The sequence below is a fragment of the Chryseobacterium sp. UYP7 genome (genome assembly GCF_056279225.1).
This window is the reverse complement of the sequence record NZ_JBWBQW010000012.1, coordinates 1-22,141: the sequence shown is the minus strand read 5'-3', so window position 1 is coordinate 22,141 and position 22,141 is coordinate 1. Positions and strand designations below refer to the sequence as shown.

The following is a 22,141-nucleotide window of genomic DNA, read 5'->3' as shown; positions in this document are numbered from 1 at the left end:
GACACAACGAACTTTATCAGAATGATGTCTCCAGATGCGGGTGGTACAGATCAGGTTTCTCAGAATCGCGGCTATGTCGCCATCCCGGAAGTTGGCGATCAGGTGATGGTGGGTTTTGTACACAATCATCCGGACCGCCCTTTTGTGATGGGGGGAATGTTCCATGGCGGAGTTGGATTGGGAGGTGGAGCAGATAACCGCGTGAAATCAATTCAAACAAGAAGTGGACATCGAATCGTTTTCACCGAAGATGAAAGTATTATCATCACTGATAAATCAGGAAATGAAATTCATTTGGATACGACTGGAAGTAATATTAATATTACGGCGCCTGAAACGATGACGCTGAATTGCAAGAATATGAACATCAATGTGGGTGAAAATATGACAACGAATGTAGGTATGAATCAGTCTGACACCATTGGAATGAATAAATCTACGAACGTAACTATGAATAATTCTCAAAGTGTGGGAATGCTGAATATGCTTTCGGTGGGAACTGATTTTATTACGAATGTTGTAGGGAAAATGACGGAGTTTATTACGGGAAATAAAGAAAGTCATACAGAAAAGGATAGAATGAGAACGACAAATGGAAATATGACGTACCAAAGTCAGGGCATGCAAGAAATGCATTCTGTAAAAGAGGTGCAAAATAATTCTGGTGAAAAGTCTAAAAATCACTGATCTATGAGCAAAGAAAGTTTTATTGGTGGTGATTACATAGAAACCACAGGAGGTGATAATTTACTGTTTGCTAAGGGAAATATTGTAAATACTTCAGCATTACAAATAACTCAAGAAGGAACTACTACAGGAGTTACTTATAATTTGAATAAACCTGCACCTAAAATAGATGGTTTAACAAATGGTATTGCATATATAATTGTTGTAGGAACACAAAATCATAGAAGTGATGCATCATTCAGAAAACCATGGAATCTTATTAGAGATGTAGGTGAAGGAAGTAAATTAATGTTTGTTCATCAGGCATTGAGAAGAATGAGATTAAATAACTCTATCAGATTTGATTTTCTACTTTGTAGTAATGGATATTCTTCTGAACAAAAAAAATCAATAAAAGACACTGTAGAAAATATTTATAAAAGTAAATACATTGAAGTTTCGAATGCTCAACAAATTATAAATTATATTAATACAGGTAATAAAAATAGTTCTGCAACTTTATCTGAAATTAGAAAACAAAAAAAAATACAGCAGCTACTTTTTTATAGCCATGGTGTTGTTGGTGAAATTTCATTAGGTCTTTCTCCTGCAGGTATAGATGTTACACCATATTCTTTTGAAGTAGAACAGGCAGAAAAATTAGAGAGTGACGCTTTCGCATTTGGCGCAAATATCTATTTATTTTCCTGCAGAGCAGGGATTGGAAATACAGATATTGATAGAACAATATATAAAAATCCAGAAGGAAGTAAAGATGATTCAAATAATCGTTATAATATTTTATCCTCAGAAAGTATTGCCCAAAAAATAGCGAATAGTACAAAGAGCAACGTTTTTGCATATTTAAGACGAACTGACTACGAGAAAACCCTTTTCACGACAGATGAATTATGTTTTTCAGATTACATGAAAGCTAGAAATAAAAAACTAAAGTCAGTTAATAATGGAAGATGTGATAACAAATATGTTTATCTCCTTAATCAGAAATATGAATTAACTGATAGTGAGAAAAATAGATGGAGAAATTGGCAAGAAATTGAAGCTAATATGAAGCAAATTGATGGGGCTTGGTTTGATCCCGATGGTGCTAGACATAATGTGGAGGCCGCGCCAAGTCCACAAGGAGTACCTGCTGATATGAAAACATTTATACCCCAAAGATGAAAAATAATTTTGTAAAAGTCATTTTAATAATAACAGTTTTAATATTACTTGTCTTGTTAATAAAAAAAATATTCATGAAAAACATAGAATGTAAAACCGAAAATGGATATGAGTTGATTGGTTACGGTGGCAAACCAGTTGATATAACTCAAAAAATTGAAAAAGAAAATTGTGAGTGTTTGAATCGATCCGTATTAGTAAATCCCAAACCATTACAATTTAATAGTTATCAACTCAAACAATTAAGAAAAGTACTTCCAGATTGGGCAAAAGAAAATATTAAAAACTTTTCTTCTAATGATGAAGAAGCTTTAATTGCTGAATTAAATATGTCAGATACAGATTTACTTAAAAAAATTAAATACAAATTTTCGTATTTTGGCAAACCTGCGGAAGAAGAGATCCCTATTTATATATATTCTATAAAATCAATACCGGTATACTGCCCCAATTATATTCAAGAATATTCAATGTATGGTAAGAAAGATAATTTTGGATTTGAAATATACCCGATTAGCAGTAAACCCGACTATCCTATTGTTGAAAATAAAGATTGGGCAAAAAATGAATTTGGAATTGAATAATTTTTAGATATTTTTCTTTTAAAACAAGATTGTAAACAATTTAAGTAAAGTTTTTCAAACTTTGACTTACTGTAAATTTACGCTCAAATTATTGTTGAATATATAATAATCCCATCATGCTTTTTGTGATGTGGAAATTTTTTATGGGGGAACGGCATTGGGGGGGGATCTGCAAACGACCGCATGAAATCAATTATGACCAGAAGTGGCCATCGAATTGTTTTCACCGAGGATGAAAGCATCATTATTTCTGATAAGTCAGGAAATGAAATTCACCTAGATACGACAGGAAGCAATATTAATATTACGGCTCCCGAGACGATGACGTTCACTTCTAAAAATATGAATTTTTTCGTTGCTGAAAATATAACTACTACCGCAGGAATAAATATCAGTACAACTGCTGGAATCAACATTAGTGAAGGTGCTGGAGCAAATCATGCAATTACTGCTGGAGGAATGATGTTTCAAAATGCCATTATGGACTACTCTCTTATGGCTGCGAATATTACGGAAATAGCTCAAGGTGAAAGAAAATCTCGCGCGAAAAATGTACATGATCAATCACAGGAAAAGACTATTATATCTGAAAATAAGAATGAAATTCATACCCAAGGTACTTTTGATAACAATAGCGGTGAAAACTCTAAACATCATTAAAAATGGCAGGAGGTAATATTACTAGAATTGTTGGGGGTACCCATTCAATAGAAACAGAAGAGTGGATTGTATTTACAGATAAATTTACTGCTTCTGCGGGAGGTGGTAGCTATTTTACTGCAGATCAAGGAACTAAACTTGGTAGTCCAGATGATCAGCCACCTGCAGGAAAATATTTTGTTAAAGGTTGGTGGACAAATAGTGACAACAAAACTATTAAAAATTCATTTGTTGGACAAAAAATTCGTTTTCATATACAAACAAAAGGAATATCTGTAAATAAAAGTTTCACATTTAAAATATTAGATTTTGATGGAGCACTTACAAATGATGAATTAGATATAAATGCATTTTATCCAGGACAAGAAGTCTTAATTCGGGAAGAAAATGAAACAATCTTTATAGAATGGACACTCGGTTCTGGTACTCAATCATTAATAGAAAGTGAAGGAGATGAAATAGAATTTTTTGTTAGATGCGAATATGATGGAGATACAACAGATTTGCCAGATACTATAAATGATTATTTAGATGTTGAAGTATACTGTTGTACTGCAAAATGTAGGGAACCTTGGCGAGATTTAGTTGAATTTGATCCTCGAAGAAGACCTGCTGTCTCTAATTATCTCAAATACAAATATGATAATTCAATCTTCAAGGGCATCAAAGTGCATTGGGCAATATTACCAATCACAGAAGCGTATGGCGATAAGTTGAATATGGATTACTATTCTGTAAAAATAAAGAAGATGCCATCTACGCACTCACTATTATTCAAACCGCAACCTTTCAAACTAGCAGAACGGGCTACTCTTCCAGAGAAAGATCTATTATTCGAAAGAGGAGAAAAGAAATTATGGACATCCGATCGCTTGTTTGAGCACATAAGAAAAAATTTAGGATATTTCTTAAATCAAAATGTTGCAAATCTTTATTCAGATTCTGAAAGAGATCAAAATGTTTGGGATTCAAAAAATCCAATTACAGCAGTGATGGTCTTTGATGTAAATGTTTATAGAAAAAAATTACCAATTATCGGCGAAACGACACTAATTTTTGATGATGCGGCAGTGATGTGTACATCTTTTATACCTAATCAATCATGGATTTTTAGTCCTATACAAAATCCTAAAAATCAGCAACACCGCGTTTCTGGAAATCGGCAATTTGGCATAAAAAAGAATGGTGATGAATTTGAATTTTATGTTAGAGGTGCGGATAGATTGACAGGTGTTTTAGATCGGTTTGGGGAAAAAATGGCTTTTGCTGGAGCTGATGCTTTGTGGAAATCCTTTCAATTAAAATTGATAAATTTTATAAATTCAAATGAAGGATTTGCGGAAATTGATGAAACAAAATATGAATGGAAACGATGTAAATGGATAGCAAAATGAAAAAATTTATAATTAGATATTTAGTTACATTCCTACTGTGTGCCGCAATATATGTTTTAGATGTATTTCTTTTTGATTCCGAGAATAAAGACGCAATTCTAATATTTCTAATATGGTTTTTACTGCCTGCTAACTTGATAAGCTCTTTGATCTATTATTTTTTAATAGAAAATATTGCAAATAAAACAAGAAAAATAATTTTAGGTATAATTATTTTTTTAATGATTATATTTTACATTCCGAACAATGTTTATAAGTTTGAAAGCAACTTTCTTATTAATCTCATAAAATATTCTTTCATATTTTGCATTTTATCAATACCTCAACTTCTACTACCTAACTTTAACCTTGAAAAAAGGAACTATGATAAATTTTTAACTGCATTTGTAGTAATATTCTTTTTATTATTAATTATTAACTATTTTTTTGTATAGAACTTTCATTTTTGTTTTAAATAATAGTCAAGAAAAATCGCATCATATCATAATCAAATAGTAATAATTTTCAATTTTTATAAATTATAGATGTTGTATGATATTACTAAGTAATAATATTTTTTTCAGCAAAAATTAATTAAGGTGGGAGCTCATAACATTAGTCCTTTTTTGATTAAACAATAAATTATATTAGCAATATTATTCGTTATATCTAATTTTTATATGTTTTGATATTTCCAGACATTACATTTTAAAAGAGCGATATTATTAGTTAATCTTTTTAGTATACATTTTAAAGCTCAACAACTAATTCCCAAGTTCCATTATAAAAATAAAATATGATTTTTCTGCAAATTGCAAATTATTCTGGCCATCTTTAATATTTATCTCTGTTATTTGGCACTAAAGAGTAGCACAAAATGTTGATGAATGAGCCGATAGAGTAAAAGTGTTTAAAGGTGCTGATGCTTTATGGAAAGGATTTCAAAATAATCTAGTTCAATTTATCAATGATAATGAAGGTCAAGCCGAAATTGACGAAACAAAATATGAATGGAAACGCTGTAATTGGTTGACCAAATGAAAAATTTTATACTTAGATATCTTATAAGTTATATAATAGGTGCGTTAATTTATTACACTTATATTTATATAGAAGACCCAGAAAATCTCAGTGGTTTTAAAATGATATTGTTTTGGGTTTTGATTCCTGCAACCTTCATTGCAACAATTATATATTCTGTCGTTATAGCATACGTTAAGAACTACATAAGAGTAATACTACTTATAATCATGCTCACAAGCATGATTATAATGTATATATTTGAACCGCACATTTTAGTTAATAATCAAAATAAGTTTGGAAATTTTTTTCTATTTTGTTTATTTTCAATACCACAATTGTTGATTCCAAACTTTCATTTTAAAAAACATCCGTTAGATAATAAACTTAATTTAACACAATCTATATTTTTAATTATTGCACTATCAACAATAATTATTTGCTCTTTTCTATTATACTAGATCATGAATATAATAATGATTTAAAGATCTTTTCGAAGCGAGATAACTTAACAAAATATGCAGCTGAAAAATCGGAAAAACTGATTTATTTATAATAGTTGATATATTATGGGCATGATTTCAGAGAAATATAATAAAATTTCATCAATTAAAATGAGGTAAGCGTTGAAATTGACCGTACAAAATATGTGTGAAAACGTTGTAAATAGTTAACAAAATGAAAAATTTTATACTAAGATTTTTAGGAAGTTATATATTATATACAATGTGCTTGTTGCACAATCAAAAATACTAAAAATAAATTTTGTAAATATTCAGAAATTAAACACTATAACTATTTGATAATTAGTGTATTATTTGTAAATTAGTGCATGCAAGGAAAGAAAATAATTACTCCGTAACTCTTCTACCATCAAAGTCTGGATGAGATGGTTCCCGAAGATAATTTCTACCGAAAAGTAAATGAAAATCTCTCGCTTGGTTTTCTTTATAAAGCTACCGCAAGCTATTACGGCAAATGTGGGCAGGAAAGCATTGATCCTGTTGTATTTTTTAAAATTCTAATGGTGGGTTATCTCAACAATATTAATAGCGATCGAGCTTTGATTCGTTTTTGCAGCAATTGTTTAGATATTCGTCTTTTTCTTGGTTATGATATTAATGAAAGTTTACCGTTTCACTCCACGATCTCCCGAACACGATCTCTTTTTGGAGAAGAACTTTTCTTAGAATTATTCCGTAAAGTTTTGAGTTTGTGCGTTGGGAAAGGAATGGTTCGTGGCAAAAGAATGGCGGTAGATTCAGCTTTCATTAAAGCCAATGCGACTATGGATTCTTTGGTGGAAAAAGAAGTTTTAGAAGATGCTTCTGCCTTTGTAAATGAACTGGAAGAAAACAGTGAATTTAAAACAACTTCGACCAGAAAGAAAATGCTAGAAGGGCACCACGAGTGGAAAAAGAAAGAATATAAAGGAATGCCGGGCAATAATAAAAGTGACAGAAAAGATGAAGAAGGCAATGCAATCCGGCCAAAATACTTAAGCAATCACACCCATTACAGTCCCACCGATCCTGATGCAAAAATTTCTGTAAAACCTGGTAAGGCAATACAATTAAATTATTCTGGACAATTGGCTGTGGATGATGCTTTTCATTTCATAACAGGTGCTTGTGTTAGTACATCGGGAAGTAAAGATTCTGTTATTTTTCCGGAGATTATGAATCAGACTTTAGAAAACTGCAAACAAAATCATATTGAGATTGATGAAGTTTTAGCCGATGCAGGTGGGACGGATCAGGTTTCTCAGAATCGTGGTTACGTTGCGGTTCCCGAAGTGGGTGATCAGGTGATGGTAGGTTTTGTACACAATCACCCGGACCGACCTTTTGTGATGGGTGGAATGTTTCACGGGGGAACAGCTTTGGGAGGATTTGCAGATAACCGCGTGAAATCAATAATGACCAGAAGTGGACATAAAGTAGTTTTCACGGAAGATGAAAGTATTATTATTACTGATAAATCTGGGAATGAGATTCATTTAGATACCACTGGAAGTAATATTAATATTACTGCGCCGGAAACGATGACGCTGAATTGTAAGAATATGAATATTAATGTTGGTGAGAATATGACAACGAATGTTGGAATGAATGCAAGTGAAATGATTGGAATGAATATTAGCCAAACGGTAGGAATGAATGCGACTCAAAGTATTGGTGCGATGAAAATGACCTCAGTTATGGGTGACGCAAGTATGTTTATCACTGGTAAATTAACGGAAATGATTGAGGGTGATGTGCATAGTGAGACGAAAATGGAGAGGAATGAGTATGCATCTGAAGTACAAAACTCTTCTACAGATGGAACTATTCATCAAAATGCCAAAGTCGAGGTGAAAAATAATAGTGGTGAAAAAAGCAATAATTATTAATTAAAGTAATTATGAGCAGAACACGTGTAGTAAAAGGTAAAATCACCAAAATAACAGGTAAAGATCACTTTATTTATTCCAAAGGTTCCATCATAAATAATGGTGCAACAAAAGTTATTCAAATTGGAAATGATAAAGGCGTCCTTTATGGAAAGCCAAATTTTCCTGATTTAGAATATGAACCTACTGAATATAAGTTAAAAAGTATTTTTGCCCATGAGCAGATAATGAAAATTGCCGAAGAACTTTCTGAAATGACATTCATTCTAATTATGTTGCAAATTTTTGGAAATGATATAGAGATTGAAGCATTAGGTAAATTATACAAAGAGTTATGTGACAAAAAATTACAGCCACCAGAAATTATTGTAACTAAAGATCCGATAAAAAACTATAAAGCAAACTACAGCAACAAAAGGAAAATTATTTTAGTAAGTAAAGGTTTTTTGGATGATGCTATAGAAAACAATGCAACAAAAGCACAATTATTTGCTTCGCTTGTGGAAGAATACGGACATCATATAGATAATTTGTTGAGAACAGATTATGCTACCAATGGCAAAGAAGATAAAGATAAAATAGATGAAGGTGCAAAATTCGCTTATTATTTATTAACGGTAGATTTTGCAAAAACTAAATTTTGCAGAAACTGAAACACCAGAATACACAGGAAATTTAATTTTAGATTTATCAAAAGAAGGGGGCGAACTATCAAAATTTGTAGACCAGCAACAATGGTACGATGATGACCCTGCAGAAGACGATATAGAAAACTTTGGCTTTGGCTTCGAAGCAGGTACCCATGGTGGAATTGAGATGAATGCCCTAAACAAAGTTGGATTTACATATAATGAAATTCTGCAAATTTACTACGGAAACTGGCTTCGGGATGTTTCACAGGTTATCGTACCCATTACCATGCGCTTTACAAAAGCAGTTAGGGAACAGATTCAGAATGATAATTCTATAACACAAGATAGAATTCAACATCTTAAAGCAACCAATACTGGTAAAATTTCGCATGAAGGTTGGGTAGAACTCGTGCAATTGTTTGCAGCAAAAGAATTTGTCTATACCAAAGGAAGCGCTAAACTAAAAACCACCAATTATGTTCCTCATCTGCAGTTATTCCAAGAAAATTATGGTGTAATGACCAAGGATATTTTAGGAATTTACAGACCAGAAGAACATATAGACAATCCTCGTGGTTTGGTAAAACCTGCAGATGCCGTATATAATGAAATTTCTTTTGATAGAGAAACGCCAAGTGGAGCGGAGCCAATTAGATTTTATGTAGGAGAGCAGGCTGATTGTTTCAAAATAAACAGTTTTGGACAAAAGTATTATATTTATAGAGATGATGAAGATGCCCAAATAAAATTGGGGGAGAAAAATATGGTGAAGGCAGATCCGTTAAGACCTTCTTCAGATAGTTATATGAGCAATCAATTACGGCTTGCCGTAATGAGAGGGAAAAATAAAGAGGGTTTTCGGCATTTTGGTGCAGCACTTCATGTATTAGAAGATTACTTCTCGCATACCAATTTTGTAGAATTGTCTCTGTGCAAACTTGGTTTTAATAATCCTAATTTCAAATATCTCCAGCAAGTTTATCCTTGGGTGCAAGGTATGCAGGGTAAAGATTATACAACCATACCCATAGTTACAGGTAAATTTTTAGAAGATGATACCGCTGCAAGTATTATCCCAAAAATGGCAGATATGCTGCTTCCTATTGGTTTTAAAGAATATCAGGTATCCAAACCAGGCGAAAGAACCTTTGGACAGCAAACTATTTACACCATCCTAAAAGATTTAGCAGATGGTCAGAAACAAGATCCTACTCAAGAGGCACCGCAATATTTAGGTATGGACGCAGTAGATTTGTTCCACTATTATGAGAAATTATTAGAATTAAATGATTATATAGCATATGTAAAAAACTTAGACAACCCTCTTGGCTGGATCATACGTTTATACGAAAGAATAGGCCAGTTTATGGGTGAAGTTTTAACGAATTTTACCAATGTAATTTTTAATATTTTAGTAGAATCTACAGATGATGATATAAAAGCCGCGCAAACTCACGTTACCAATCCAAATTATGGCGAAGATCCTACGCACACTCAATTAGGAAAAGATGCAGTAGATAATCCCTTGAATGGTTTGGCGGCAGATCTAGCAACAATAGCAGTAGAAGATGTAGGAAAGAGAATTAAAGATATTTGGGAGGGCAGAACAATAGATCCAACGGGCGGAGATTTGGCTGCTTATGTACAAAACACCTATTCCAAACATCCCAGAAGTGTAACTTGGATGGATAATCACATCATTGACTGGGCAAATTCAAAAAAGGATGATTCTAAATTTTTAAAAAATCTTTATTTTCCAACACCAGTTGCTCATGCTCATGATAGTGCAAAACGAAAAATACTTTTCGGCAAAGATAAAATAGAAGAATTCAAAAAATACTTTAGATCAAAATGAAACATTACATATACTTACTGGTAGCATTTACTTTATTTCTATCTTGCAACGACAACAAAGCACAAAAAACGACTATGGAAACAGATTTTCGATTTACAGAATGTGAAGCATACTATAAAGGTAAACCTTTACCTTTTGGGAAACCTATTGCAGAATGGGAAAAAATATTTGGGAAAGATTATAGAAATATACCTGATGATGCTCAATCATATTACAAACGCTTTATTTGGGATGAATTGGGAATTGTGGTTGTAGAAGAAGGACACAATAATGAAAAACCAGATTTAACCACAATGCTTTATGTATTATATTCCAATCTTGAAACACCTGCAGGGCGAAGAGGAAAACTTAAATTTGTTGGTGAATTTGATTTCTTTCAAGCACAGAGAAAATATAAGGAAAAGCATCAAATTGATGATTCTAAATATCTTAAATTATTTGGTGTTAATGAGAATGGTGAGTTTCTAAACATAGATCTTATTAAAGAATATTTAGTATATCCTTTTATTACCTATAAAAAATCGGTAACAATAGACGATGCTGTGGTAAGTTCTGGTATGTCTTTAAATGAAATTAATAAAAATAGAAAATCAAAAGATCTGCAAATTTTCACTTTTCGAGATGATAACATGAACATGATTAATGAAAGCGGCGGTACAAAAGGAGACAAGGGAGAATATTGGGACGACGAAAGAAAACTAAACTGTCCCAATCAAAAACATTTCTTCTTTAACAGTGTACAATACAGCGGTTCAGAATTAGAATATATAAAAGTTGGCTATAGATTACAAGATGAATCATCTCCTTATTTTTAAAAAATTATCAAATTTATAAAAGTGCTACGAAAAGATAAATTCGTAGTAAAATTTATAGATTATTAATAAAAGGTTAGCCGGAAACAAGATAATCATTGATATAAAAATACTTATTTTAACTATTCCCATATGAAAGAAAATATTAAGTTATTTGCAAAAATTGGTAGTATAGTAATTGCCAAATGGATACTTATTTTCCTTGTCGGAAATATTATTACTTTTATCACTCTATTTATATCGATTTTCTTCAATATTAAACATGCAGGTGGTGGTGTAATCCTCCCCTCTTTAGGCACATTCAAAAGTAGAGTTTTTTGTTAATATTTTATTGTTGTCGTTGTTGAAATTTTGTTGGAATGTGGGAAGCTCATTTGCGTTATGTTGATTGAGTTTTCCATATTTCAATAAAAAATCCCGTGGTGTAAGGTATTGTAACGCACTATGCGGTCTCTCATTATTGTACATCCACATCCATATTTCTGCATAATTTCTCATTTGTCTGATGTTCTCAAAAAGGTAAACACTTAAAAACTCTGTCCGGAACGTTCTGTTAAACCTCTCAATCAATGAATTTTGGGTAGGTTTCCCTGGTTGAATGAAGCCTAGTTCGATATTCTCTTTGCGGCAATAATCTTTCATTTTTTCTGCAATAAATTCCGGTCCGTTGTCCACTCTTATTTTTTCTGGTTTTGTTCAAATTTTCTATATTTCTTTTGGTTTCACGAATGCTTTGCATTTCCACGCCATTCAATTAATTGTTTCAATTGCGAGATTACTTTTGCCGAGGGCAAGCTGCTGTCAATAGTTATATTCAAAATCTCTCTGTTAAAATCATCAATGATATTAAGAGTTCGCACGCTTTTACCATTTTCCAAACTGTCATGCATAAAATCCATGCTCCAGGTTACATTTGGATAAATTGGGCGAACCAATGGTTGTTTTATCCGTGTTGGAAGCCGCTTTTTCCTTTTGCTTCTCAAATTTAATCTCATCGATTTATAAATCCTGTAAACTCTCTTATGATTCCACCCAAAACCCAGATTTTTCAACCGATTGTGCATCATCCAAAACCCCCAAGTTTGGCTGGAATCTGCAAGCAGAACCAACTCGGAGCGGATCTCATCATCTGAACCTTTGATCACCTTACGATAATAGAAAACTGAACTTCTTAAACTGAACACTTTACACGCCTTGCGCAAACTCATTTTATGGATCTCTTTCGAATAATCCACCAACTCACGCTTCTCGCAAGGCGTCAGAGTTTTTTTTTTCAAGTCTTATATTTTTTTAATGATTTCATGATTTTGCGTAGCAAAGTTCGATTACATCTTTTAAAACCACAATCTCCAAAGTTTGCTCGGCAACAATTTTTTTATATTGTGAAAGTTGCTTCTCCAACTCCTTCATTTTCGAAAGTTGATGAACATCCAATCCACCATATTTACTCTTCCAATTGTAAAAGGTTGGCTGGCTAATTCCATGCTCCCGGCAAATCTCATTCACCGTTTTTCCTTGATTTTGTTCCGATAATATCTTGATGATCTGAACTTTTGAAAATTTACTGTTTTTCATAGTCTTCTCAAATTTAAAAACTCTAATTTTAAATGTTCCTGTTTTTGGGGAAGATTACAGAATAACTATACGTAGAAGAACAAAAAAGTACTGAAGGAATTTTAATTCATCACGGCCTAAAAAGCCAAAAAACAGTAATTTACGATTCAGATTCATTGTTCAAAGCCAATCCTCTTTTTGATTTTGATTGTTCTGCACGAGGTAAATATACACCTTAACTTATGAGTTTAGAAAATATTAGAAGTCATTTGGAATTTATTTTAAGTTATTCTCTACAAATTGCAAACAAAGATTATATAGCAAATGAAGATCTTGATAATTTTGCAAAAGAAATAATTTATTTTAAAAAAATTGTAAGCAATAGTAATATCGATTTAGATATTAAGACTTCATTGTTAGAAATAGAATTTAAAAATTCTCCAGCCATTGGTTATATTAATTATCAAAATTCAAAAATATCTAATTTTTTCTTAATATTTTTAAGATTGATGATGGTGTTTTCCTCATCTCAATCTACTAAAAATCAGTATCAGATTGAATATCAAAAGATGTTGTTTGATTTCTATATGAAACACCAAAATAAAATTGATATATTCTCACATAATTGATATCTGATTAATTCATTGAGAGTACTGCTGTCTCAGCAAACTATTAATTAATTTATCTCTATTTAATAATAAATAGGGATTTAAATATATATAGTATCCTGCTGTTAACTAAAAAAATCAGGTTTTGCAAAACGGAGTTTACGTAACGATCCCGGAAGTTGGTGATCAGGTGATGGTTGGTTTTGTACACAATCACCCGGATCGACCTTTTGTCATGGGCGGAATGTTTCATGGACACATTGGATTGGGTGGCGGAGCAGATAACCGTGTAAAATCAATTCAAGCAAGAAGTGGACATCGAATCGTTTTCACCGAAGATGAAAGTATTATTATTTCTGATAAATCAGGAAATGAAATTCATTTAGATACGACTGGAAGCAATATTAATATTACAGCGCCTGAGACGATGACGTTCACTTCTACTATTGTTGTTGAATTCACCTGGTGAAAAATCTAAATCTCATTAAAAATGGCAGGAGGTACAATTACAAGAACTGCATTAGGAACTTCAATAACAGATATTGAGGAAGATTTTAATGGGTTTTATCAAAAACTTTCCATGAATGCTGGAAAAGAAAACAGATTTGATGCCAATAGTACCAATCATGGTAATCCCAAAGAGCCACCGCCTGTTGGAAAATATTTTGTAAAAGGTTGGTGGACTGATGAAAAAGACAATCCAATAGAAGAAGCATTAATTGGACAAAAAGTAAAATTCCATATTCAGATGGATAAAAGTAAAGTTCCGGCTGGGAGTGAGATTGATTTTAATTTAATGGATTGGGATGGAATGTTAAATGATGATGATCCTATCACATTATATTCCACTATAAAAAATCCTAAAACAAATACTTATCCCGAAATTAATGAATTAATAACAGATGCAATTGGAAAAGCAAGTTTTTCAATAACTTTAACTGATGGCTTAGTGCAGTTTACAGAAGATGATGGTGGAAACGAAATAGAACTTTATTTCGATTGCAATTATTATGACATTAGCGATAAAGATAGGGAATTTGAAGATTTGCCCGAAGCAGAATCCGATTACCTAATAGTTAACGCTGGAACGAGAGCACCTCATTTACACTTTGAAATTTTCTGCGATTACAAGATGCCTGCAGGAACTAATTATCGTATCAATCCGGGTTATTTCATAAATTATAAAACGTATGAAAAGCAATCGGCTGCAGAAAGAACAGAACAGAAAACAGAAAAGGACAGAGGTAAAATAGCAGGGGTTAATGGTGTGAAAAAATTGGCACACCACAACGAAGGTAAATTTCAAAAATAATTATTATGATTTTAAAGCATGCTTTATTTATTAAATATGTAATACTATTTACTTCACTTTTTTCCTGTGAAAAAAATACAGGACAGCTTATAAAGAACAATAATGAAGGTGGAGAAAAAATTGAACAATACAGTCCTGTAAAAGTTGTTGCTAAACAAAATTCTGTTGATGGTATGATCACAGAATTTGAATTAAAAAATGATGCAGTACCTTTGAAATTATATGTATTTAACGAAGGAAATTCTTATTTAGCAGTTGATGATAAAGTGATCCCTTTTGCGCTGGAATTTGATTTTATAGATACTGCTGATCTTAAAACAACAGATGAAATTCTACTGTTTAAAAAAGAAGAAAAATATATGCTTCTTGTTCCAACCTACAGTGAGAGTTCTTCTACTTTTGCTATGTTAGAATTTTCTGAAAACGGTAAATTTGTATACAGAGGAAATCGAACCTACAGTCAGGAAGTTTTTGATAAAATTAAAAATATTCCATTTAAAAAAAGAGTTTACATTTTAAAAGAAGATGGAAATAATGAACCGAATATTTACATTAAAAATGATAAAGAGGATTTAATTTTTTCCGAGGTGGTTTTTACTAAATCTGATTCGAATACCAAGGCTGAATTAGAAAAGATCGCATCTTTCCAAATGTCTCAAAGTAAAGATACGGGTGATGATTATCTTGTATTTCAACGAGAATTACTCAATCAGTTCCTGCTGAATAACATTACCGCTGAAAATGTACTGACAACAGATTCCAAAAATAAAGTTGTTAAAATTGTAGATCAGTATTTTTCTGCAAAAGATTTTAATACCGACAAATTTCATGAAAGAATGTCTGCTGGTTCAGATTCTAAGAAATATAAGGAATTACTTCCTGTTTGGCAAAATTCTTTATGGCAATTGGATTTTGATGCTGTAGTTCCTCACGATGATCTTCCAAACTGGAAATATCCATTAGAAGAAATTTCAGATTTTAAGCCTGTCATCAATTTGTATAAAGACATTCCAGGCAGTACTGCAACAGATAAACCATTTTATCACATAGCACTGTACACAACTCTAATGTCATGGACTGAGCGGAAAAAAATATTTAACGATATAGAATTTATCAAAAATAAAATAAAAGCTGAAAGTGTAAAATAATTTATTTTAATTAAGCTTTGGCAATTTAATAGATTTCTGTTATTTCTAGTTTTATTTGTCTCGTGCAGCGGCAGAATAAACAACCTATAAAAGTCAAAACGGATATAAAATCAGAAAATAATTCTACAATTAATTTTTTAGATAAAAAAAATAATTCCCTACTTTCATGGGATGCAGAGAACGAAATTCTTTGAATGAGAAAAAAAGTGCTTACAATTTATCAAACTTTAATTAAGCAAAAAATGAGGATCAAAAATTTCATAAAATTCTATTATACAAGTACCTTAAAAATGACATTAATGCTAATAATGCTGCAGATGTAGAAACGGTGAGTAAAATCAAAAATATTTTAAATTATGGTAATGTGGCCAAACACAGTTGGAATTTTTCTCAGAAATAATTTGTAATTTTTGGCTGTTGAATAAAAGTGGAAGTGAGTAATGCTGAAGAGCAACTTACCAGCAATACCATTAATATTATAAAAGATTATTTAAAAGATAGTTCTTACCATCCTTTATTGATATAATTATCGGAATAACTTTATGGCTATGTAATGTTACATAACGTTAAAAAAAAGTTTAAAAAAATTAAATTTCAATTCTAAATCACGAAATTTGGAGATTAGGTGATGACAGGTTTTGTACACAATCAACCGGAATAACCTTTTTCGATTCACGAATATTTATTCGGGAAAATTTGATTTTTTGGATATTAAATAATCATTTGGGTTCTATAAAAAAGAAATGAAAAAAGTCTTATGAATTACTCATAAGACTTTTTATTTCGCTAGTAAATAATCAAATATTTTCAGATCAAGTCAAATAATAGATGAAGTTTACCATGAATTAATCCTGATTATAGCTGGATTCCCACTCGTTACCTTCATCTCCTTTATGACCATCCAGTTTAATAACAAAACTTTTTGTCGGGAAATAAGGGGTCAAACGAATATCTAACCAAACGCGGTCTTTATTTACTTTGTCCTGCTCGAATCTTACGATCTTGAAATTTTCAATTAATTTATCAGCACCTTTAATTCCATCCAGGAAGGTTACGATTTGTTTTCTTAGATCGTCTTCGTTTCTTGGAGTCCAGTTTTCAAAAGCTCGTCTGTTTAAGAAATCCAAAAGCACTTTCGTTACATAATCAAATACACGAACAACGGAATAGGTCTGCAATCCGATATTGTCTCCTGTAAACAAAGTTTTTGCAGAGAAAGCCATGATTTTACCGTATTCGTTCACCATTGGAACCAAGCCCATTTTCTCTAACTGAGAAATTTCGCTCTTCTTCAAATTGAATTTTACAGCATCAACCTCATTAATGTTACCGTGTTTTTTACCGGCTGCAACCTGAGACATCAGCGTTCTGTGAATTTTTCCTGCTAATGAAGTTGAAGGTGGCAAATCTACATTTTCCTCCTCTCCTACTTCTTCTGCTTTTCCACGTCCAACCAAATAATTACAAGTCATAATTACGTTACTTCTATGAACTTCTCCACCCGTCAGATTCGCGGAATGGAACAAATCTACCACATCATCCGGTTTATCCAGATTTGCAAAATCCGTCACCATCATTACTTTATTCTCATTACAGATCTTTGCCCATTTTTCAATAACTTTATTCGAGCCTAAATAGCCTGGGACTGCCAGAATAGAATAATTGTCCCGAAGATCTAAACGGTCATAATTTTCTTTGAATTCTTCAGAAATCGCATCAATAAATAATGGATTATCAATATCTTTCATTTGCTCCAAAGTGGCATTTACAATACTTACATTGTCCACTTTATCGAGCTCTGTATTTTTATAAAACTGCGCTACCGTTCTGTAAGAAACTTCTAAATCGCGAACGGTGTCTAAAGTATTTTTCAGATTATGTTTCAGATTAATTTCAGCCGAGTTTGCTTTCTTTTTAGAAGCGTCCGACATTTCTTCAACCGTCTTACTGTCTTCTAAAAGGTTCACCCAAAGGTTAATTCTTTTAAGCAGATCTTTTCTTTCTGATTCTTTATTTTGATCATTGATGAAAATTTCTTTTCTGGCTTTTCTCGAAGAATTCATATTCGCAATACCATCGATCACGGTTTCTACAAAACCAAAACCGCCAACTTTTGCCAATTCATCTACCGGATTCTTTTTTGGCTGTCCTCCTTGTTGTTGATGTTGCTGCTGCTGATTATCTTCCTGAGCAGACATTTGTTTTTTATTTTCCATAAGAGTTTATTAATTTGATGAAGGACTATTTCTCCAGTTCTTTCGCTACTTCTTTTAACACTTCTACAAAAGCAGTTTTAGTTTGTTCATTTTCGAGCATACTTCGTAAAATTTTGTTGTTCTTTAACTGACGCAAAATTTTGTTATACTGCTCCTGTTCAATACTTAACTGCTGTAAATACGCAGAATTATTGGTTAAATTTTTTGGTGTAAAATCACCTAAAGTTTGAAAACGGAATTCTTCGTCCATAATAGACCCATCCTCTTTTTCGTGCTGTACAGAAACAGCGGGTTGAAAATGTCGAAAAACGTCTTCTACCGTTTTTAGTCCTCTTACAATCTCCGGAACCATTGTTTCGTCGGAAGTTAACTGACTTACAATCAGGGATCTATTCTCCTGAATTTCCTGAATTGCTTCATTGGCGTCCACTTTAATTTCGTTCCCGCCAACACCATAATTAAACATTGCCATATCTGTTGATTTTTTAATTGTTTGTATTTCCTGTTCCTCTTTTTTCTCAAAAAGCTGATTAAATGATTTTTTAAAGTTAGAAAAAAAATTAGACATATATTTATTAAAAAGGTGAACTAAATGATAATAATGTACTATTTGTTAACTATTTTTCCTAATCTAATACACTCCAGCCTTTTTTAGGATCTGTTTTAGATTTTACTTCCTGTTCAGTTACAATAATGTTTTCTTTTCTCTGTCCAATATAATCGAGCTCACTCAGTTTACCGAAAACAACTTCTAAGCAATTTAGCAGGGACTGAATGTTTTTCATGTATTCGCCACAACTGTAATGATCATAAGTGATCTCTGAAACCACGGTCAACTGACCGATAAAAGTATGAGGAGCAACCTCACTCCATTCTAAACTATAGTTCAGCATTTCTTCCAACTCCGCATTGGGAATAAGTTGGGTGGCATTGTAAACGTGAAGCGCCATTTTAGAAAAGATATCCACCAGATAAATAGGTGGCTGATCCATAGACATATTTTTGAACTGAAAATAATTATCCGCCAAAGTATTGATCAACACTTTACACAAAGACCTAACATTGGTTGCTAAAGCGGTATTTTGATCTTTATGATTAGACTTCTGAATAATTTTGAAGGTAAACTGCTGAAGGTTTGAAACCGATCTCACAAAACCTGTATAATAATCAACCATCTTTTGATGACTCTGTAAAGCAGTTGTAGGCGGAATAAAATTGGTGTCGATCTGCGCGAAATTCGATTTGAAATTTACTTTACCCAGAACAATATAATTTCCACCCGCCAGATTACTGTTCAAGGCAGCAACATTCACCATCTCGATCGTATAATTTGGTTTGGAATGTGGATGGCGTGGAGGAGTTTCCTCCGGATCAATTTCTCCGAATGGGATTTTGTTGAAAGGATTTACAGAAATTAAAATGTAATAATCACCATCGATATTCTCTTCTGTAGCATTAAGGTTTTTCGCCAAAGATCTTACGTTAACACTAAAATCCTGAATTTCTATACGGTGACCCGCCAAAGTGATCGCATTACAGTTTTTAATGACCAGTTGCGCATCATTTGTCGCAGTACTGTAGATCTCGAAGATCATCTTATCTGCAAACTGTCCCGCAATTGGCAAAATACCGTAATTAAAATTATTGATCTGTAAAGAATTTCCGTCTCTAATACTATCAATAATAAAATTATCCTGATCGTTAAAATGAGTTTGGGAAACCTTCATTCCATCTACCCAATTAATGGCATTATGTTTTATAGGCTGTATCATTATTCTAATTTTTATTCTGTAATAATTAATTTTTCTTTTTCGTCTTCTTCCTGATGATTCAATACCCTTTTACAGATAATAACTTCATTTTCAGCAATTTTGTTAGTGAAAATATCTTTTTCAAAATCGATGTACTTGCGCGAGCTGAAGAAAGATTTTTTAATGTAAAAGATCCAGTAATGAGAACTGTTGTTTTGATCCATCAATTCGATCTTCGTATTTGGATTTTTATGATTGTAATCATCTACAACCCTGTAAAACCAGTCGCCGTAAGTAATTCCGGTTGGGATTGTTTTGGCTTTAATTCTAAATCTTTTCTGATCTTCGGAATTTTTACTGAGTTCTACATTCAGAACCATCAAACGGTCAAAATCCACTCCACGGAAATCGTAAGGTTTCAAACTCGCATCATACCGCCAGGTCTTATAAATATCCAAAGGAATACTTATGAATGCTAAATAACAGTAATAAAATAAAAGTGGAATGATAAATGAAATCAAACTGGATGCAGCCATGTAAGGATTCCCCTGCTCCATCCCGATCCATTTAAAAAGTAAAGTGAAAAGATAGCCACCAATCACCATGCAGGTAATTGTTAAGATACATTCGAAAACAATACTTCTAACGTTTGAAGTAAAATGCTTTCTGAAATAATGATGCAGTAAATTAACATGTAAAACTCCCAGTCCTAAATAAATAACCGCGGCTCCGATATACCAAAATGGATTAAAAAGATTGCCCGTAAAACCAAAAACTCCAGGTATTGCCAAACACAAACCACAAAGGAGAACATAAATAATGATGTGTTTTATTTTAATGGCCGGCTTATTCTTTCGAATACGGATCATTATGAACATCATGATCGCTGCAAATAAAGGCATTAAAATATACCTGAAAAAAATGCCTTTAATAGAGGATATCTCCATAGTCGATGATTAATTATTTTTTATAATAAAGTAAATATAACGTATTCTGTCTAATTATAAATAGGTAGAATATCCTAATCTGCTCGTATCTCTGTTTTTGTCGATCATAAAAGATTTGGAATCTTTTTCGGTGATAAAGTTCTCAAATATCTTTACAGAAACAGGTACGAAAAAATCATAAAGCTCCACTAACAGTTGTCTAAATGTACTCCCCGGAATATAACGATGCAATTCGTCGTAGGGAATCGTCCCAATATTGATCTGCCAGTTTCTGTCCCCATCCATGTGTTTCCCCATTGGAATGAGCGTAATTCCTAATCTTGCGGTTCCTAAAGCGGTAATTCCTTCTTTGTCATCCTGCGACTCTATTGTATTTGCAACAAAAGTAATTTCTACAGGAACCCGTAAAAAAGCACTCAAAAATCTTTCGATCCAGTTTTTATTTCCGCGGACTTCATGAATAAATGGCAATAGATTAACCAAAACCTTTGCAGATTCTGTCTCAATTTTTTCTAGAATAGGCCAAAGCTCAATTGCGAATTCCAGCATAGAATCCGTTTTACTTTCAGAATCGAATTCAGATTCTTTTAAAAGTGCACTAACATGCGTGTAAAAAAACTCAAGTTCGAAGGGATGAAAAAACTTTCTCGCATCTTCTTCGATTACTTTTTGTTTCCGCATTTCGCGAACAACACTGTCTACATTTTTGCTGGATATCCCTAAAGAAGGTGGATGAAAAATACCTTCGGGCATATAATCGTAAAGTCCTTCCCGATAAGTTTCGATAATGATATTCTCTTCATCCAGATCATAAAAGGAAGAAGAGATTCCTTTGATATCTTTTAAGTAGGCACGATCATTAAGTCCAATCCTTTTGATTAAAATATTGGCTTCCGGATTGTAATATTTAAGAATATTCGCCGCTACAGATTCCACCCGAAAGTCGGTCTGCAACTGATTGTATTTTTTACCGGAAATTGAAACGTCGTTGTTCGTCATATTTACTCTCAAAATTCCTTTTAAAGATATACTTTTCCTCTTTATTGGAAGTCTTTTTTACAAACAATTTCAAAATAATTTAGAGAACAGAAATAAACAAGTTTAATATAACTTTAAAGAACTGCCAATATTTTTGCTTTTTGAGTGCGAATTATACTGAAATGATTGATGATCTTGTAGTAGAAATACAACACATTTTGAGGTTTTTTCCGGAAATAGAGGTAAAAAAGATCACTATATTTCCTTACGTTACCCATTTTTAGTTATGAAAAATGCATTGATAGAAGCAGATCCAGAGCATAACCGGACTAAAAACAAACCTCAAAATTACATGTAGTAGAACTACTACAATTTTTCAACTTTTTGAAAAAGATGGTTTTTAAAAGAAAAACGGTTTTATCTTTGAAATATAGAAACGAAAGAAAAT

The 22,141-nt window shown here is 32.4% G+C and carries 20 protein-coding genes and 1 pseudogene; 13 read left to right on the top strand and 8 right to left on the bottom strand.

Annotated elements, in window-relative coordinates; genetic code table 11:
* From ACZ9HT_RS16765 to ACZ9HT_RS16725, 9 genes are all read left to right on the top strand, one after another.
* The coding region (locus ACZ9HT_RS16765) for a phage baseplate assembly protein V (RefSeq protein ID WP_476041652.1) at nucleotides 1-687 on the top strand (687 nt) is incomplete at its 5' end.
* Nucleotides 688-690: 3 nt separating this feature from the next.
* On the top strand, nucleotides 691-1,851 hold the full coding sequence (locus ACZ9HT_RS16760) for a hypothetical protein (RefSeq protein WP_476041651.1): 1,161 nt from the start codon (nucleotides 691-693) through the stop codon (nucleotides 1,849-1,851).
* 74 nt (nucleotides 1,852-1,925) lie between these two features.
* A complete protein-coding gene (locus tag ACZ9HT_RS16755) occupies nucleotides 1,926-2,435 on the top strand; it encodes a hypothetical protein (protein ID WP_476041650.1) in 510 nt (169 codons plus the stop codon).
* Nucleotides 2,436-2,618: 183 nt separating this feature from the next.
* Nucleotides 2,619-3,095, top strand: coding sequence for a hypothetical protein (locus tag ACZ9HT_RS16750; protein WP_476041649.1), 477 nt, complete (start codon nucleotides 2,619-2,621; stop codon nucleotides 3,093-3,095).
* A 2-nt stretch (nucleotides 3,096-3,097) separates the two neighbouring features.
* Nucleotides 3,098-4,489, top strand: a complete 1,392-nt coding sequence (locus tag ACZ9HT_RS16745; protein ID WP_476041648.1) for a hypothetical protein — start codon at nucleotides 3,098-3,100, stop codon at nucleotides 4,487-4,489.
* A gap of 1,888 nt (nucleotides 4,490-6,377) precedes the next feature.
* Nucleotides 6,378-7,880 carry a transposase gene (locus tag ACZ9HT_RS16740; RefSeq protein ID WP_476041647.1) on the top strand — a complete coding sequence of 501 codons (1,503 nt, stop codon included), beginning with the start codon at nucleotides 6,378-6,380 and terminating at the stop codon, nucleotides 7,878-7,880.
* A gap of 11 nt (nucleotides 7,881-7,891) precedes the next feature.
* On the top strand, nucleotides 7,892-8,533 hold the full coding sequence (locus ACZ9HT_RS16735; RefSeq protein WP_476041646.1) for a hypothetical protein: 642 nt from the start codon (nucleotides 7,892-7,894) through the stop codon (nucleotides 8,531-8,533).
* Entirely contained in the window at nucleotides 8,505-10,367 is a 1,863-nt protein-coding gene (locus tag ACZ9HT_RS16730; protein ID WP_476041645.1) for an HET-C-related protein, read from the top strand. Before ACZ9HT_RS16735 ends, ACZ9HT_RS16730 begins: the two co-directional genes overlap by 29 nt.
* 74 nt (nucleotides 10,368-10,441) lie before the next feature.
* Entirely contained in the window at nucleotides 10,442-11,182 is a 741-nt protein-coding gene (locus ACZ9HT_RS16725; RefSeq protein ID WP_476041644.1) for a DUF7738 domain-containing protein, read from the top strand.
* 288 nt (nucleotides 11,183-11,470) lie between these two features.
* Here the strand turns inward: ACZ9HT_RS16725 and ACZ9HT_RS16720 are convergent, their stop codons facing one another.
* The 3 genes from ACZ9HT_RS16720 to ACZ9HT_RS16710 form a co-directional block, all read right to left on the bottom strand.
* A complete protein-coding gene (locus ACZ9HT_RS16720; protein ID WP_476041643.1) occupies nucleotides 11,471-11,821 on the bottom strand; it encodes an integrase core domain-containing protein in 351 nt (116 codons plus the stop codon).
* 80 nt (nucleotides 11,822-11,901) lie between these two features.
* A complete protein-coding gene (locus tag ACZ9HT_RS16715; protein ID WP_476041642.1) occupies nucleotides 11,902-12,456 on the bottom strand; it encodes a DDE-type integrase/transposase/recombinase in 555 nt (184 codons plus the stop codon).
* A gap of 22 nt (nucleotides 12,457-12,478) precedes the next feature.
* Nucleotides 12,479-12,754: a transposase gene (locus ACZ9HT_RS16710; RefSeq protein ID WP_476041641.1), complete on the bottom strand. Its 276-nt coding sequence runs from the start codon at nucleotides 12,752-12,754 to the stop codon at nucleotides 12,479-12,481.
* 221 nt (nucleotides 12,755-12,975) lie between these two features.
* Between ACZ9HT_RS16710 and ACZ9HT_RS16705 the strand changes: the two genes are divergently transcribed.
* The 4 genes and pseudogenes from ACZ9HT_RS16705 to ACZ9HT_RS16690 all read left to right on the top strand — a co-directional run bounded on the left by ACZ9HT_RS16705 (nucleotide 12,976) and on the right by ACZ9HT_RS16690 (nucleotide 15,801).
* Nucleotides 12,976-13,362, top strand: a complete 387-nt coding sequence (locus ACZ9HT_RS16705) for a hypothetical protein (protein WP_476041640.1) — start codon at nucleotides 12,976-12,978, stop codon at nucleotides 13,360-13,362.
* Between the two features lie 115 nt (nucleotides 13,363-13,477).
* Nucleotides 13,478-13,783, top strand: a pseudogene (locus tag ACZ9HT_RS16700) (phage baseplate assembly protein V); the annotation flags it as partial.
* Nucleotides 13,784-13,831: 48 nt separating this feature from the next.
* A complete protein-coding gene (locus tag ACZ9HT_RS16695) occupies nucleotides 13,832-14,653 on the top strand; it encodes a hypothetical protein (protein ID WP_476041639.1) in 822 nt (273 codons plus the stop codon).
* Between the two features lie 5 nt (nucleotides 14,654-14,658).
* A complete protein-coding gene (locus ACZ9HT_RS16690; protein ID WP_476041638.1) occupies nucleotides 14,659-15,801 on the top strand; it encodes a hypothetical protein in 1,143 nt (380 codons plus the stop codon).
* Nucleotides 15,802-16,646: 845 nt separating this feature from the next.
* On the opposite strand, the gene ACZ9HT_RS16685 is transcribed toward ACZ9HT_RS16690, so the two are convergent.
* Genes ACZ9HT_RS16685 through ACZ9HT_RS16665 form a run of 5 tightly spaced genes read right to left on the bottom strand, consistent with a single transcriptional unit; the run spans nucleotide 16,647 to nucleotide 21,714 of the window.
* Nucleotides 16,647-18,017 (bottom strand): DUF5458 family protein, encoded by a 1,371-nt coding sequence (locus tag ACZ9HT_RS16685; protein WP_476041637.1) that lies wholly within the window; start codon nucleotides 18,015-18,017, stop codon nucleotides 16,647-16,649.
* A 25-nt stretch (nucleotides 18,018-18,042) separates the two neighbouring features.
* Nucleotides 18,043-18,585, bottom strand: a complete 543-nt coding sequence (locus ACZ9HT_RS16680; RefSeq protein ID WP_476041636.1) for a hypothetical protein — start codon at nucleotides 18,583-18,585, stop codon at nucleotides 18,043-18,045.
* Nucleotides 18,586-18,643: 58 nt separating this feature from the next.
* Nucleotides 18,644-19,789: a hypothetical protein gene (locus ACZ9HT_RS16675; protein WP_476041635.1), complete on the bottom strand. Its 1,146-nt coding sequence runs from the start codon at nucleotides 19,787-19,789 to the stop codon at nucleotides 18,644-18,646.
* An 11-nt stretch (nucleotides 19,790-19,800) separates the two neighbouring features.
* Nucleotides 19,801-20,715: a TssN family type VI secretion system protein gene (locus tag ACZ9HT_RS16670; RefSeq protein ID WP_476041634.1), complete on the bottom strand. Its 915-nt coding sequence runs from the start codon at nucleotides 20,713-20,715 to the stop codon at nucleotides 19,801-19,803.
* 54 nt (nucleotides 20,716-20,769) lie between these two features.
* A complete protein-coding gene (locus ACZ9HT_RS16665) occupies nucleotides 20,770-21,714 on the bottom strand; it encodes a type VI secretion system baseplate subunit TssG (RefSeq protein WP_476041633.1) in 945 nt (314 codons plus the stop codon).
* Nucleotides 21,715-22,141 lie beyond the last annotated feature (427 nt).

Bases quoted from the DNA above. Each gene is read 5' to 3' on its own strand.
- ACZ9HT_RS16710 (WP_476041641.1), bottom strand. From the start codon at position 12,754: ATGAAAAACAGTAAATTTTCAAAAGTTCAGATCATCAAGATATTATCG.
- ACZ9HT_RS16755 (WP_476041650.1), top strand. From the start codon at position 1,926: ATGAAAAACATAGAATGTAAAACCGAAAATGGATATGAGTTGATTGGT.
- ACZ9HT_RS16685 (WP_476041637.1), bottom strand. From the start codon at position 18,017: ATGGAAAATAAAAAACAAATGTCTGCTCAGGAAGATAATCAGCAGCAG.
- ACZ9HT_RS16675 (WP_476041635.1), bottom strand. From the start codon at position 19,789: ATGATACAGCCTATAAAACATAATGCCATTAATTGGGTAGATGGAATG.
- ACZ9HT_RS16720 (WP_476041643.1), bottom strand. From the start codon at position 11,821: ATGAAAGATTATTGCCGCAAAGAGAATATCGAACTAGGCTTCATTCAA.
- ACZ9HT_RS16705 (WP_476041640.1), top strand. From the start codon at position 12,976: ATGAGTTTAGAAAATATTAGAAGTCATTTGGAATTTATTTTAAGTTAT.
- ACZ9HT_RS16760 (WP_476041651.1), top strand. From the start codon at position 691: ATGAGCAAAGAAAGTTTTATTGGTGGTGATTACATAGAAACCACAGGA.
- ACZ9HT_RS16690 (WP_476041638.1), top strand. From the start codon at position 14,659: ATGATTTTAAAGCATGCTTTATTTATTAAATATGTAATACTATTTACT.
- ACZ9HT_RS16695 (WP_476041639.1), top strand. From the start codon at position 13,832: ATGGCAGGAGGTACAATTACAAGAACTGCATTAGGAACTTCAATAACA.
- ACZ9HT_RS16735 (WP_476041646.1), top strand. From the start codon at position 7,892: ATGAGCAGAACACGTGTAGTAAAAGGTAAAATCACCAAAATAACAGGT.
- ACZ9HT_RS16665 (WP_476041633.1), bottom strand. From the start codon at position 21,714: ATGACGAACAACGACGTTTCAATTTCCGGTAAAAAATACAATCAGTTG.
- ACZ9HT_RS16740 (WP_476041647.1), top strand. From the start codon at position 6,378: ATGGTTCCCGAAGATAATTTCTACCGAAAAGTAAATGAAAATCTCTCG.
- ACZ9HT_RS16745 (WP_476041648.1), top strand. From the start codon at position 3,098: ATGGCAGGAGGTAATATTACTAGAATTGTTGGGGGTACCCATTCAATA.
- ACZ9HT_RS16670 (WP_476041634.1), bottom strand. From the start codon at position 20,715: ATGGAGATATCCTCTATTAAAGGCATTTTTTTCAGGTATATTTTAATG.
- ACZ9HT_RS16725 (WP_476041644.1), top strand. From the start codon at position 10,442: ATGGAAACAGATTTTCGATTTACAGAATGTGAAGCATACTATAAAGGT.
- ACZ9HT_RS16680 (WP_476041636.1), bottom strand. From the start codon at position 18,585: ATGTCTAATTTTTTTTCTAACTTTAAAAAATCATTTAATCAGCTTTTT.
- ACZ9HT_RS16750 (WP_476041649.1), top strand. From the start codon at position 2,619: ATGAAATCAATTATGACCAGAAGTGGCCATCGAATTGTTTTCACCGAG.